The 12,641-nt window shown below is 73.1% G+C and carries 12 protein-coding genes and 1 rRNA gene; 7 read left to right on the plus strand and 6 right to left on the minus strand.

Going from position 1 to position 12,641, the window contains the following annotated elements:
* Nucleotides 1-33: 33 nt before the first annotated feature.
* Nucleotides 34-2,343 carry a TOMM precursor leader peptide-binding protein gene (locus tag BLV96_RS29645; RefSeq protein ID WP_086677114.1) on the minus strand — a complete coding sequence of 770 codons (2,310 nt, stop codon included), beginning with the start codon at nucleotides 2,341-2,343 and terminating at the stop codon, nucleotides 34-36.
* A 297-nt stretch (nucleotides 2,344-2,640) separates the two neighbouring features.
* Here BLV96_RS29645 and BLV96_RS29650 point away from each other — a divergent pair, with 297 nt between their 5' ends.
* The 3 genes from BLV96_RS29650 (at nucleotide 2,641) to BLV96_RS29660 (ending at nucleotide 5,378) form a co-directional block, all read left to right on the plus strand.
* A complete protein-coding gene (locus tag BLV96_RS29650) occupies nucleotides 2,641-3,333 on the plus strand; it encodes a winged helix-turn-helix transcriptional regulator (protein ID WP_086677113.1) in 693 nt (230 codons plus the stop codon).
* 138 nt (nucleotides 3,334-3,471) lie between these two features.
* Nucleotides 3,472-4,044: a hypothetical protein gene (locus BLV96_RS29655; protein WP_086677112.1), complete on the plus strand. Its 573-nt coding sequence runs from the start codon at nucleotides 3,472-3,474 to the stop codon at nucleotides 4,042-4,044.
* Nucleotides 4,041-5,378, plus strand: a complete 1,338-nt coding sequence (locus BLV96_RS29660) for a copper resistance CopC/CopD family protein (RefSeq protein ID WP_091389644.1) — start codon at nucleotides 4,041-4,043, stop codon at nucleotides 5,376-5,378. Before BLV96_RS29655 ends, BLV96_RS29660 begins: the two co-directional genes overlap by 4 nt.
* Before the next feature lie 263 nt (nucleotides 5,379-5,641).
* On the opposite strand, the gene BLV96_RS29665 is transcribed toward BLV96_RS29660, so the two are convergent.
* Nucleotides 5,642-6,307: a maleylpyruvate isomerase family mycothiol-dependent enzyme gene (locus tag BLV96_RS29665; RefSeq protein ID WP_086685340.1), complete on the minus strand. Its 666-nt coding sequence runs from the start codon at nucleotides 6,305-6,307 to the stop codon at nucleotides 5,642-5,644.
* 110 nt (nucleotides 6,308-6,417) lie between these two features.
* On the opposite strand from BLV96_RS29665, the gene BLV96_RS29670 reads away from it, so the two are divergent.
* From BLV96_RS29670 to BLV96_RS29680, 3 genes are all read left to right on the plus strand, one after another.
* Nucleotides 6,418-7,137, plus strand: coding sequence for an MgtC/SapB family protein (locus BLV96_RS29670; RefSeq protein ID WP_086685336.1), 720 nt, complete (start codon nucleotides 6,418-6,420; stop codon nucleotides 7,135-7,137).
* 120 nt (nucleotides 7,138-7,257) lie between these two features.
* A complete protein-coding gene (locus tag BLV96_RS29675; protein ID WP_086678477.1) occupies nucleotides 7,258-8,268 on the plus strand; it encodes a coiled-coil domain-containing protein in 1,011 nt (336 codons plus the stop codon).
* A gap of 73 nt (nucleotides 8,269-8,341) precedes the next feature.
* On the plus strand, nucleotides 8,342-9,025 hold the full coding sequence (locus BLV96_RS29680; RefSeq protein WP_086678476.1) for a CPBP family intramembrane glutamic endopeptidase: 684 nt from the start codon (nucleotides 8,342-8,344) through the stop codon (nucleotides 9,023-9,025).
* Here BLV96_RS29680 and BLV96_RS29685 read toward each other — a convergent pair.
* The 3 genes from BLV96_RS29685 to BLV96_RS29695 are packed head-to-tail and all read right to left on the minus strand — an operon-like array spanning nucleotide 9,022 to nucleotide 11,613.
* Nucleotides 9,022-9,303, minus strand: coding sequence for a metal-sensitive transcriptional regulator (locus BLV96_RS29685; protein ID WP_086678475.1), 282 nt, complete (start codon nucleotides 9,301-9,303; stop codon nucleotides 9,022-9,024). The two genes, BLV96_RS29680 and BLV96_RS29685, sit on opposite strands and share 4 nt — an antisense overlap.
* A 57-nt stretch (nucleotides 9,304-9,360) precedes the next feature.
* Nucleotides 9,361-11,403 carry a heavy metal translocating P-type ATPase gene (locus BLV96_RS29690; protein ID WP_086678474.1) on the minus strand — a complete coding sequence of 681 codons (2,043 nt, stop codon included), beginning with the start codon at nucleotides 11,401-11,403 and terminating at the stop codon, nucleotides 9,361-9,363.
* 3 nt (nucleotides 11,404-11,406) lie between these two features.
* Nucleotides 11,407-11,613, minus strand: a complete 207-nt coding sequence (locus BLV96_RS29695) for a heavy-metal-associated domain-containing protein (RefSeq protein WP_086678473.1) — start codon at nucleotides 11,611-11,613, stop codon at nucleotides 11,407-11,409.
* Between the two features lie 78 nt (nucleotides 11,614-11,691).
* Here BLV96_RS29695 and cobF point away from each other — a divergent pair, with 78 nt between their 5' ends.
* Nucleotides 11,692-12,456: a precorrin-6A synthase (deacetylating) gene (gene cobF, locus BLV96_RS29700; protein WP_086678472.1), complete on the plus strand. Its 765-nt coding sequence runs from the start codon at nucleotides 11,692-11,694 to the stop codon at nucleotides 12,454-12,456.
* Nucleotides 12,457-12,550: 94 nt separating this feature from the next.
* On the opposite strand, the gene rrf is transcribed toward cobF, so the two are convergent.
* Nucleotides 12,551-12,641, minus strand: a 5S ribosomal RNA gene (gene rrf / locus BLV96_RS29705); the annotation flags it as partial.

Genomic DNA, 12,641 nt, shown 5'->3' on the forward strand with positions numbered 1-12,641 from the left:
AAGCCAACAGCGAAACCGAGCCCGTGGCGGCGCTCAAAGGAACATCGGGAACGGGTTGAGCCGTTCGTACGGGGTCGGCGCGTCGAGCCGGCCCAGGCGGACCGGGACGTCGAAGAGCCGGCCGGGCGCGAACCGGGCCCAGAACGGCCGCAGTCCCGGCGCGAGCACCTTGGCCACCGGGATCCCGACGTCCGGCCGGGTCTGGTCGAGCACCAGCAGCTCCACGCCGGCCTGGTCGAACACCCGGGTCAGCGCCTCGACGTCGTCCCGGACGTCGGCGCGGTTGACGAACCGGAAGTCCCCGGCGGCCCGCATCCGCTCGCCCGCGACCGGCCGCAGGTACGGCTGGTTCGCGACGGTGGCGCAGGTGAGCCAGCGCCGCGCGTCCGGGTCGTCGAGGTCGTGGCCCGCGGCCTGCACGGCGGGCAGCATCTGGTTGAGCTCGGTCACCGCGCGGCGCACCGCGATCCGCGGGTCGAGGTGCGCGCCGAAACCCATCATGATGTCCTCGTACGGGCCGTCGGTCCGCCGCGAAACCGCCACGGTCACCGGGATCCCCAGGTCCGACGTCACGTCGAGGACCCACATCTCGCGGCCGATCCCCGCGTAGCCGGCGGACATCTCGTCCAGCCACGGGTCGGCGAAGGACGCGAGGTCGACGCCCGGCACCGGCGTGCGGTTGTACCACCACAGCGCCACGGCGTCGCGCTCGACGAGTTCCAGTGCCCCCTGCAGGATCGCGTCCTCCAGGCTGCTGCCCGCCGCGGTGCCGTTCGAGTCGGCGCGCACCCCGCGGGCCGCGCTCTCGCGCGGGACCCCGTAGTACAGGTAGGAAGTCGGCAGCAGGCGGCGGCGCCCGGCCGGCGTCCACACCGGCGTCCAGTCGACCACGGCGGCCGGGTCGAAGGGCTCCGGCACGTGCTGGAAGGACGCGTGCTCGGCGTTCCAGTCCACGCGCCCGGCGTACTGGCGGTCGTCGAAGAGCATGCACGCGTTGGGGTGGACGGCTTCCTCGCCCAGCTCGGCCAAGGACGCGCGGATGCGCAGCTCGTCACCCTGGAAGTTGCCGGAAAACCGTTCCGCCGCCTCGCAGAGCGCGCTGACTTCGGCGTCGAGCGGGCTGACGCCCTTGCCGCCGTTCTCGCAGCGCAGGCTGGCCCGCAGCGCCGCCATCGCCGTGACGCCGCGGGTGACGTTGGGCCCGGAGCGGTAGGCGTTGGCGAACCAGGGTGCGTCCGGGTCGCGCCGGATCTCCTTGATGATCCCGGTGACCGGGCTGACCAGGTGGCGGTGGCGCTCCAGCATCTGCGACGGCGTCGCCGTGCGGTGCCCGCCGCCCCCGGTGGTCGCCTTCTTGGCCGGCCGCAGCTCGACCGGGCGCACCGAGCGCCAGGTCACCAGCCACCGGTCACCGCAGCGGGGGCACTGCGGGCGGCGGTGCAGCTCGTGCAGCCGGCCCTGCAGATCGAGCGTGTCGAGCGTCCACACGCACTGCTGGCCGTGGTGGCGGTACCCGGCCACCCACTTGGCCGCCTCCAGCGCGACGAGGTGCGCCGCGGCCGAGGTCAGCGGCGGCAGTGCGGACACCGGGCGGCGCGCCGGGCCGTCGTGGCCCAGTTCCTCCTGCACGCACGCCTCGGCGTGCCGGTGGCCCCACAGCCGGTGGGTCAGGCAGTGCCAGCAGGCGCCGTCGGGCTGCAGCACCGGGCCGATCCACACCTGGGCCCCGGACGGGCGGGCCAGCAGCCACGGCCGCCCCGCGCGCCGGTGTTCGGCGTCGATCTCGGCCAGCCGCGGGTCGAGGTAGTCGGCGCACAGCACGACCGACAGGTCGGCGGTGCCGGTGTCCGTGCGGATCACCTCGAGCCCGGCGCCGGCCAGGGCCCGTTCGACGGCGCCGGAATCGACGCCGTCGGCGCTGTCGCCGACCGCGGTCAGCCGCACCGTGCCCCGCCGCGCGGCGACGACGTCGGCGTCCACCCCGCAGGCGTCCCAGTAGGCCAGCGCGCGTTCGTCGCCCAGGACCTCGTCGGTGCCGGGGCTGCGCAACGTCACGAGCCCGGCGTCGACGAGCTGGGCCAGCAGGGCGGCGACCTCCTCCGGCGCCATCCCGCCGGGGCGGCCGCGCAGCAGCCGGTCGAGGTCGTGGGTGCCGTCGAGCAACGCCGCGAGCGACTCGATCTTCGCGCCGCGCATCGCGATCACGCCCTGTTCGGAGAACAGGTACGCACCCTTGCCTTCCCGGACCTCCGCGCGCAGGTGCCGCCGGAACGCCGGAGCGCGCACCGGCACCGGGGCGTCCGTGGCGCCACCGCCGTGCGCGTCCACCGCTGTCGTGCGCATGGGCCCTCCTGCCGGTCTCGGGCTGGGCGGGACGAGAGAAGGAAATGGTGCTCCACTGGAGGTCTACTCAGCCAGTGCTCAAAGCACGGGCGTGACGTGCGAAACGCATGGTTTGACATGGAAAACGCATGGGGCACCGGTGCGTCGTTCACTGGCCGCACCCGGCGGGGAACCGTCACCGTAGACAGCGACGCCCGTGGCGGCACGGTGCGTCGGGGGCACCCTGACCGAACTCGCGCCTCACGCGCGAACCCGGCGGCGCCCGGTCTGCCACCCGAGACAAGTGAGGACCCGAGTATGCCTACCTCTGCTCGCACGTACGGACAGTTCTGCGGCCTGGCCCGGGCGCTCGAGATCGTCGGCGAGCGGTGGTCGCTGCTGGTGATCCGGGACCTCGTGCTCGGCCCGAAGCGGTTCGGCGACCTGCAGCGTACCCTGCCGCGGATCCCGGTGAGCATCTTGACTTCGCGCCTCAACGAGCTCGAGGAGACGGGCGTGATCCGCCGCCGCGTCCTGTCGCAGCTGGACGCGGGCGTCGTCTACGAGCTCACCGAGTACGGCTGCGAACTCGACCACATCCTGCTGGACCTCGGCCTGTGGGGCGCCCGCTCGCTGACCCACCCGAAGCCGGACGAGGTCTTCACCCTCGACATCGCCATCATCTCGCTCTACACGACCTTCCAGGAGGAGGCCGCCCGGGGCGTGCACGTCAACTACGAACTGCGCTACCCCGGCGACATGGTCGTGCACGCCATGATCGACGACGGCGCGCTCAAGGTCGCCGCCGGTGCGCTGCCCGCCGCCGACCTGGTGATCGAACCGCAGGGCCCAGCGATCCTCGACGTGCTCAACGGCAACCTGTCCGCCCAGGACGCGATCTCCAGCGGCAAGGTCCGCGTGGAGGGCGACCCGGCGCACCTCGAGCTGTTCGGCCGGCTGTTCCACATCCCGCCGGCGCCCGCGCGTCCGACCGGCCTGTCCGTGCACTGAGCCCACGCCCGCCCGGCGGTACGCAATCCGCCGGGCGTCGCAACTTCCCTTACGGGATCAGCAATCCGGAGTAACGGAAGCCGCTCCGGTAACGGCTATCGTCGACGAACATCGTCGTCTCGGTGAACTGGGGTCTGCATGTCGACGTCCGAACTCGCCCGTCCGTCCGGGTTCCTCGGCCCGCTCAACAGCCGCTGGCACCACCGAGCGCTCGCGGTGTTCATGGTGATCGTGATCGGGCACTGGGCCGAGCACATCGTGCAGGCGTTCCAGATCTACGCGCTCGGCTGGCCGACGCCGAAGGCGCGCGGCGTGCTCGGGATGCCGTTCCCGGCCCTGATCAGCTCCGAGTGGCTGCACTACGGCTACGCGCTCGTGATGCTGGTGTTCCTGTGGATCCTGCGCCACGGCTTCGCCGGCCGCTCGCGCCAGTGGTGGAACCTCGCGCTGGCCATCCAGTTCTGGCACCACATCGAGCACCTGCTGCTGTTCATCCAGGCGCAGAGCGGCTGGCGGCTGGCCGGGCAGAAGGTGCCGACGAGCATCATCCAGCTGCTCGTGCCCCGGGTCGAGCTGCACCTGTTCTACAACACGATCGTCACCATTCCGATGATCGTCGCGGTCGTGCTGCACCGGCGCGCGTCGGTGGCCGAGCACGAGCTGACCGGCTGCACCTGCGGGCTGCGTCCGCCCGCGCTCGCCGCGTCGTGAGCGGCCGGGCCGCACGGCGGGCACTGGCCCTGCTGGCCTTCCTGGCCGGCTGGCTGGTGCTCACCGCCGCACCGGCGTCGGCGCACGTCGAGATCGTCTCCACCACCCCCGGCGACGGCTCGCGGCTGACCGCGGCGCCCGCGCAGGTGTCGGTGACGCTGTCGGAGAACGTCGGCATCCAGCCGGGCTCGCTGAAGGTCGTCGACACGCAGGGCACGGCCGTCGACACCGGCCCGGTGTTCCAGCCCGGCGACGTCGCGGAGCAGGTGGCCGTCCGGCTGAAGCCGGGCCTGCCCGACGGCAGCTACCTCGTCGAGTACGCGTTCGTCTCGACCGACTCCCACCCGGTGCGCGGCACGTTCGCCTTCGTCGTCGGCGCCGGCCCGCTGCTCACCTCGGCGGGCGCGGTCGCGGCGGCGACGGGCACGGACCCGGTGGTCGACGTCGTGTCGACGGTCGTGCGCTGGCTGTCGTTCGCCGGCATCGTCCTGCTCGGCGGCCTGGTGTTCCTGCTGACGTGCCACCCGGCCGGGCGCGCGGACCCCCGGGCCCGGCGGCTGCTGCGGGCAGGCGTCTGGCTGACGGCGGGCACAGCGGTCGCGACGTTCCTGCTGCAGGGCCCGTACGCGGCCGGCCGCGGTCTGGGCGCACTGCTCGACACGGGACTGCTGGCCGACACGCTCCGGCTGTCCTACGGCAAGCTGCTGCTGGTCCGGCTGGTCGCGGCCGCGGTGCTGGCGGTGGTGCTCCCGCGCGTGCTGGCGGCTCCGCCGGCGTCGGCCCGGCGCGGCCGGCTGGAGAACCTGGCGATGATCACCGGGTTCGCGGCGCTGCTGAGCTTCTCGGCGAGCGGCCACCCGGTGACGGACCGGGTGCTGTACTTCTCGGTGGCGGCCGACCTGGTCCACTGGGGCGCGATCGCGGTGTGGGCGGGCGGCCTGGTCCAGCTGGCGTCGTGCCTGATCCGCCGGACCCCGGACCTCGGACCGGTGGTGACGAGGTTCTCCCGGCTCGCGATGAACTGCGTGGCGCTGATCGCGATCAGCGGCGGAGTGCTGACGTTGCGCATCGTGCCGTCGGTATCCGCCCTGTGGACGACGACGTACGGGCTCCTGCTGCTGGGCAAGATTGCGGGCTTCGCGGTGTTGCTCGTGGTGGCGAACGTGGCCCGCCGCGCGGTCCTGAAGGGGATGTCGAGCGGCGGCGAGGGCGACACGGCGGTGCTGACGACGGAATTGCGCCGGCTGCGGTTGGCGGTGACGACCGAGGTGGCGTTGGCCTCGGTGGTCTTGGCCTTGGCCGCGGTGCTGACGGCAACCCCACCGGGCGGCTGAGCAACACCGGCACCCCCGCGCCGGCTCCCCCGGTGCCTCCCCTCAGCGCACCTCCACAGCGGCCCCGCCGCGGCAGCTCCCCCTGCGCCTCCCCCGCAGCGGCACCTCCACAGCGGCCCCGCCGCGGCCGTTCCCCCGATGCATCCCCCACAGCGGCACCTCCGCAGCGGCGGGGCTGCTCCGCGGCGGCCCACCGCCAGCGTCTCCCCGCGCCAGCTCCCCCAGCGCCTGCCCCTGGCGTCTTCCCCGACGTCTGGCGAGCGTCACACCCCAGGTGAGCGCGGCGGGCTGAACGGCCCCCAGCTGAACGCGGGCAGCCACGTCCCCGGCGCCGCGCTCCACTCCAGCCCCGACAGCTGGGCGAGCGACCGCCGGCCGGCCAGTGCCCGGTACAGCTCGTGCGCCGGCGCGGTCAGCGTCGCCGCCGGGCGGCCCGCTCCCGCCGTCCACTGGGAGCCGCCCGTGGTGCGCAGGCGCAACGCCGGCAGGCCGCGGCCCGCGACCGAGCCCGAGAAGCCGCGGACCAGCACCTCGAAGCTCGGCGCCCAGGCCGCGTGCTCCACCGGCGGCGGCACGCCCAGCGCCGCCCGCAGGTCCAGTTCGTGGGTGTAGGCGTCCATCACCATGACCTCGCCGCTGCGCCCACCCGCCTCCGCGAGGCGCCGGTCGAGGTCCTCGCCGACGTCGTCCCAGTGGTCGAGCAGCTCCGGGACCGTCGACGCCGTCGAAACCGGCACCGCGCCGCCGTGGCGCTCGAGCACCCGCTCGGCGATCCCGGTGAGGTGGCCCACCAGGTCGGCGACGGTCCACTCCGGACACGCCGGCACCCGCCGCCGGCCGACGCCGGTCCGGGCGCCGAGCAGGGCGCGGAAGCCGCGTCGCACCTCCGGGTAGCCCACGAAGTCCGGGGCCGGCCGACTCGCTGTCACGCGTTCCACCTCACCTGGCACGATCGGGGCTTCCGGCCCAGTATGCCCAGGTGGGAAGCCCGGCAAGTCTCCTCGCTTGCCGACACCGAAGACCCCGGGAGGTAGTGACCTTGCCCACTCTCTGGTCCACGCCGGCGCAGTGGGAGCTGCTGCCGCCGGTCCTGCTGGCGCTGGTGCTCAGCGTCGCGATCGGCCTCGAGCGCGAAGCCGGCATGAAGGCCGCGGGCCTGCGGACGCACAGCCTGGTCGGCGTCGGCTCGGCCGTGTTCATGCTCGTGTCGAAGTACGGCTTCGCGGACCTGCTGAGCACCGACCACGTGGCGCTCGACCCGTCGCGGATCGCCGCGCAGATCGTCTCGGGCATCGGCTTCATCGGCGGCGGCCTGATCTTCGTCCGCCGCGACGCCGTGCGCGGCCTGACGACGGCGGCGACGATCTGGCTCACCGCCGCGGTCGGCACGGCGTGCGGCGCCGGGCTGCCGGTGCTCGCCGTCGGCACGACGATCGGGCACTTCGTGGTGACCCGCGGCTTCCCGCCGCTGCAGCGGTTCGTCGCGCGCCACCGCCGCGAACCGCCGGTCGTGCGGCTGAGCTACCTCGACGGCCACGGCGTGCTGCGCGCGGCACTGGCGGCGTGCACCGGGCGCGGCTGGAGCGTGCACCACGTCGACGTCGACCACGAGCCCATTTCCGAAGAGGGACAACGGATCGCGGTCGTGACGCTGCGCCTCGACGGCCGCGGTGATCTCTACGACCTCGCCGCCGAACTCGCCGAGCTGCCCGGCGTCCGGAGCACGTCCACCGGTCCGGGAGAACCGCTCGACGAATGATCACCCGCCCGGGCAGCGCGCGGGGGCGGGTTTGCGGCACACTGGGGTGGACGCGGAATTCCCCGGTACCGCAAGGAAAACGTGCGGCCGAGGAGAAACCATCCAATTCGGAGGTGAGGCATGGCCCCCGGCGGTGGCGAGGACGTGGAGCGCACGCAGCCCGGATTCGACCTGGCGTGGCGCGGTTTTCACCGCGCACAGGTCGCGGAGTACGTCGCGTGGGCCGAAGCCGAACTGCGCAGACTCGCCGCCGAACGCGATGCGGCCCGGCAGCGCGTGACCGCGCTCGTCGAGGACAACCGTGAGCTCCGCGTGAAGATCGACCGGATCAGCCGCACTCCCATCGAGCCGGACGCGCTGCAGGAGCGGTCCCGCCGGATGATCGAGCTGACCCGCGAGGAAGCGACCGAAATCACCGCGCGGGCAACGGAAACGGCCGAGCGCCTGGTCCGCGAAGCCGAGCGGGAAGCGGTCTCGCTCACGGAGAAGGAACGCCGCCTGGTCGCCGAAGCCGAGGCCGAGGCGGAACGCCGCCGCGTCGAGCACGAGGAGTTCCTCCGCGCGGCCGAGCAGCGCCGCCGCGAGCTCGACGAGGCCGCCGCGCACCGCCGTGCCCAGCAGGAAGAGGATCACACGCGCGCGATGACGGTCCGCCGCGCCGACGCGATGCGCACGCTGGCCGAGGAGGAAGCGGTCGCGAGGGCGAAGGCCGAACGCCTGGTCGGCACCGCGCAAGCTGAGGCGAAGACGCAGGTCGAGACCGCGGAGGCCAAAGCGGCGAAGCTGGTCAAGGCGGCCAGGACCAAGTCCGAACGCCTGGTCACGACCGCCGAAAGCAAGGCCGAGCGCCTGGTCACGACCGCCGAAGCCAAAGCGAAGAAGCAGGTCGCCACCGCGCAAGCCGAAACCGAAGCCCTGGTGGACGCCGCTCAACGCCAGGTCACCGCCCTCACCGAGGTCCGCGACAAGCTCCAGGCGAGCCTCACCGGCTGCCGTTCCCTGCTCGCCGACGCCGCCGGCGCCCTCGACGACCGGCCCGCGCCCTTCGATCCCGAGGCCACCCTGCCGATGTCGAAGAGAGTGCCCGTCCAGCGGCGCTCCCCCGCGGACCTCACCGACGCCGTCGGCTGACGGTTGCCCGCCGGCCGGGCAGCCACCATGATCGTCGGGTGACCCTACCGAGAACCGCGCCGGCGGACATCCCTTGAGGCGGACGTTCGCCCTGGTCACGGCGGTCGTGGTGCTGGCCGCGTCGACGACCCTCGCCAACCGCGTGCTGCCGGGCTGGGCCTACCCCGTGTGCGGGCTGGTCGCGGCGGCGATCCTGGTGGCGCTGGGCCGGGCCGCGGGGTGCTCGTGGACCGGGCTCGGGCTGGCGACGCTCCGCCGTCCCGCGCTGGTCGGCCTGGCCGGGGCCGCGCTGATCGCGGTGGTGTTCGGGATCGCGCTGGCGGCGCCGGCGCTGCGCACGGTTTACCAGGACGGCCGGGTCGGCGACCCCGACTTCGGGCAGCTGCTGTGGCTGACGTGCGGACGCATCCTGTTCGGGACGGTGCTGATCGAGGAGGTGGCGTTCCGCGGCGTGCTGCCGGGCCTGCTGGGTGCGACGGACGACCGCTGGCGCTGGCCGCCGATCCTCGGCGCGGCCGCGCTGTTCGGCCTGTGGCACGCGCTCCCGGCGCTGGCGATCGGCCGCAACGCGGCGGTCCACGCGGTGTTCGGCGCCACGCCGGTGGTGGTGCTGCAGGTGCTGGCGATGGCCGCGGCGGGGGTCGCGGGGATCTTCCTGCACTGGTGGCGGCACACAGGGCGGGGCGTGCTGGCGTCGGTGATCGTGCACTTCACGACGAACGCCGGCGGCCTCACCCTGGCCGTGCTGGTGCGCTAGGAACGCACCAGCCGCGCGATCGCGTCCGAGGCTTCGCGCACCTTCAGGTCCGCCTCCTCGCCGCCGGCCGCGGCGGCCTGGACCACGCACGTCGCCAGGTGCTCATCGAGCAGCTCCAGCGAGAACGACTGCAACGCCTTCGTCGCCGCGGAGACCTGCGTCAGGATGTCGATGCAGTACTTGTCCTGCTCGACCATCCGCTGCAGCCCGCGGATCTGCCCCTCGATCCGGCGCAGGCGCTTGAGATAGGCCTCCCGCTCGGTGCCGTAACCCGTCATCGCCCACCTGTCCCCGTCGTCGCCCGTCCCTGACCACCGACTATACCCTCCGGGGGTTCAGCGGAACCGGCGCAGCCGGAGGCTGTTGCTCACCACGAACGCCGATGAGCACGCCATGGCCGCGCCCGCGATCATCGGGTCGAGCAGGCCGAGCGCGGCCAGCGGCAGCGCCGCCACGTTGTACGCGAACGCCCAGAACAGGTTGCCCTTGATGGTCGCCAGCGTCCGGCGGGCCAGCCGGATCGCGTCGGCGGCCACCCGCAGGTCGCCGCGCACGAGCGTCAGGTCGCTCGCTTCGATCGCCGCGTCGGTGCCCGTGCCCATGGCCAGCCCCAGGTCGGCCTGGGCGAGCGCGGCCGCGTCGTTGACGCCGTCGCCGACCATCGCCACCACGCGGCCCTCGGCCTGCAGCCGCTTGACGACGTCGACCTTGCCCTCCGGCAGCACCTCGGCGACGACCTCGTCGATCCCCGCTTCGGCCGCGATCGCCCGGGCCGCGCCGGCGTGGTCGCCGGTCAGCAGCACCGGCGTCAGGCCGAGTGCGCGCAGCTCCGCGACCGCCTGGGCGGACGTCGGCTTGATCTTGTCGGCGACGACCAGGTGCCCCCGGACTTCGCCGTCCCAGGACACGCCGATGGCGCCGTCCGCGCGCCCGACGCTGACCGTGCGCCCCTCCACGGTGCCGGTCACGCCGACGCCCGGAGTGCTGCGGAAGTCGGTGACCGCCGGGAGCGTGCCGAACCGCTGTTTCGCCGCCTCCGCGATGGCGCGGCCGATGGGGTGCTCGGACGCGGCTTCGACGGCGCCCGCGAGCCGCAGCGGCTCGCCGTCGCCCTCGACCAGCGTCATCCGGCCGGTGGTGACGGTGCCGGTCTTGTCCAGGACGACGGTGTCGACGCGGCGGGTGTTCTCGAGCACCTCGGGGCCCTTGATGAGGATGCCCAGCTGGGCGCCGCGGCCGGTGCCGACGAGCAGCGCCGTCGGCGTCGCCAGACCCAGCGCGCACGGGCAGGCGATGATCAGCACGGCGACGGCGGCGGTGAACGCGTCTTCGGGCTGCCCGCCGGTCGCGAGCCAGACCACCAGCGTGGCCAGCGCGGCGAGGATGACCAGCGGGACGAACACCGCCGAGACCCGGTCGGCGAGCCGCTGGACGTCGGCCTTGCCGTTCTGCGCCGCTTCGACGAGCCGGGCCAGCTGCGCCAGCCGCGTGTCGTCGCCGACGCGGGTGGCGCGCACGAACAGCCGGCCGCCGACGTTGACGGTCGCGCCGGTGACCGCGTCGCCCGGCCCGACCTCGACCGGCACCGGCTCGCCGGTGAGCATGCTGGTGTCGACCGCGGAGCCGCCTTCGGTGACCACGCCGTCGGTGGCGATCTTCTCGCCGGGCCGGGCGACGAAGACGTCGTTCACCTGCAGTTCCCCGACGGGGATCAGGTGCTCTTCGCCGTCGCGCAGAACGGTGACGTCCTTGGCGCCGAGGTCCATCAGCGCGCGGAGGGCGGCGCCGGCGCGGCGCTTGGAGCGGGCCTCGAAGTAGCGGCCGGCCAGGATGAACGTGGTGACCGCGGCGGCCACCTCGAAGTACAGGTGGTGATGGCCGGCCATGCCGAAGAACAGCGCGTAGAGCGACCAGAGCACCGACGCGACGACGCCGAGCGAGATCAACGTGTCCATGGTGGCGGTCGCGTGGCGCAGGTTGACGGCGGCGGCGCGGTGGAACGGCCACGCGCCCCAGGTCACGACCGGCGCGGCGAGGGCGAGCAGGACCCACGGGTCGACCTGCCAGGCCGGGACCATCGCCAGGGCGATCAGGGGGACGGTCAGCACCGCCGAGACGAGCAAACGTTTGCGCAGCGTCGGCGTCTCATCGGGCGCTTCGGGCTCGGGCAGCTTCGCCGAGTACCCGGCGGCCTCGACGACGGCCTTGAGGTCGTCGACCGACAGCGCGTCCGGGTAGCTGACCTCGGCTTTCTCGGTCGCGTAGTTGACGGTCGCGGTCACGCCGTCGACCTTGTTGAGCTTGCGCTCGACCCGGGCGGCGCACGACGCGCACGTCATGCCGCCGATGGCCAGTTCGACGCGGGTCGCGGTGGTCATGGTTCAGGCGACCAGGCGGTATCCGGCCTCGGTGACGGCCGCGGCAACGGCGTCGGCGGGCAGCGGGGTGTCACTGGTCACCGTGACGCGGCCGCTCTCGACGTCGACGTCCACGGTCCGGACGCCCTCGAGCTCGGAGACCTCTTCGCGGACCGACGTGGCGCAGTGTCCGCAGGTCATGCCCTCGACGGTGTAGCTCGCCTCGGTCATCAGCGGCTCCTTTCGTTCTCCTTCCTTTATACCCATCGGGGGTAGGGGTTCACTCGCGGCCCCCACCAGACTCGCGGTATGCGCAAGCTCTACGCGATCGGGATCGGCGCCGGCGACCCGGAGCACCTGACGGTCCAGGCGATCGACCGCCTCAACCGGGTCGACGTGTTCTTCGTGCTCGACAAGGGGTCGGAGAAGGCGGACCTGGTCCGGTTGCGCGAGGAGATCCTCGACCGGTTCGTGACGCGGCCGGGTTACCGGGTGGTACTGGCCACGGACCCGCCCCGCGACCGCACGCCGTCCGACTACCGGGCGGCGGTGGCCGACTGGCACGAGGCGCGGGCTGCGGTGTACGAGCGGCTCATCTCGACCGAGCTGGGTGAGTCCGGGACGGGCGCGTTCCTGGTGTGGGGCGACCCGTCGCTGTACGACAGCACGATCGCGCTGATCGAGGCGGTGCTGGCGCGGGGGAACGTCGTGTTCGAGTACGAGGTGGTCCCGGGGATCAGCAGCATTTCGGCGCTGGTGGCCCGCCACCGGACGACGATGAACCAGATCGGGCGGGCGGTCCAGCTGACGACCGGGCGCCGGCTGGCCGAGGGCTGGCCGGAGGGGGTCGACGACGTGTTCGTGCTCCTGGACGCGCACACGACCTTCGACCGCTTTGCGGACCAGGGGTTGACGATCTTCTGGGGGGCGTACGTCGGGACGCCGGACGAGGTGTTGTTGTCGGGCCCGCTGACGGCCGGGTTGGCCGGCGAGATCCGCCGGGTTCGCGCTGAGGCGCGGGAGCGGCACGGGTGGATCATGGACACGTACCTGCTGCGCCGGCCGGCGAAGTAGCCCGGGCCGGCTCGACCGCCGGCCGGTCGCGGGCATGCGAAAAGGCCCCGGGAGAACCATTACTGATTCTCGACCGGGGCCTTCCCGTAAGTAAGTTCGGCGGTGTCCTACTCTCCCACAACCCTTCGGTTGCAGTACCATCGGCGCTGTCAGGCTTAGCTTCCGGGTTCGGAATGGGACCGGGC

Source organism: Amycolatopsis pretoriensis, from assembly GCF_900107925.1.
Lineage (GTDB): Bacteria > Actinomycetota > Actinomycetes > Mycobacteriales > Pseudonocardiaceae > Amycolatopsis > Amycolatopsis pretoriensis.

Excerpts from the sequence above, each read along its gene's own strand:
- BLV96_RS29645 (WP_086677114.1), bottom strand. The coding sequence starts at position 2,343 with ATGCGCACGACAGCGGTGGACGCGCACGGCGGTGGCGCCACGGACGCC.
- BLV96_RS29650 (WP_086677113.1), top strand. The coding sequence starts at position 2,641 with ATGCCTACCTCTGCTCGCACGTACGGACAGTTCTGCGGCCTGGCCCGG.
- BLV96_RS29655 (WP_086677112.1), top strand. The coding sequence starts at position 3,472 with ATGTCGACGTCCGAACTCGCCCGTCCGTCCGGGTTCCTCGGCCCGCTC.
- BLV96_RS29675 (WP_086678477.1), top strand. The coding sequence starts at position 7,258 with ATGGCCCCCGGCGGTGGCGAGGACGTGGAGCGCACGCAGCCCGGATTC.
- BLV96_RS29685 (WP_086678475.1), bottom strand. The coding sequence starts at position 9,303 with ATGACGGGTTACGGCACCGAGCGGGAGGCCTATCTCAAGCGCCTGCGC.
- BLV96_RS29690 (WP_086678474.1), bottom strand. The coding sequence starts at position 11,403 with ATGACCACCGCGACCCGCGTCGAACTGGCCATCGGCGGCATGACGTGC.
- BLV96_RS29695 (WP_086678473.1), bottom strand. The coding sequence starts at position 11,613 with ATGACCGAGGCGAGCTACACCGTCGAGGGCATGACCTGCGGACACTGC.
- cobF (WP_086678472.1), top strand. The coding sequence starts at position 11,692 with ATGCGCAAGCTCTACGCGATCGGGATCGGCGCCGGCGACCCGGAGCAC.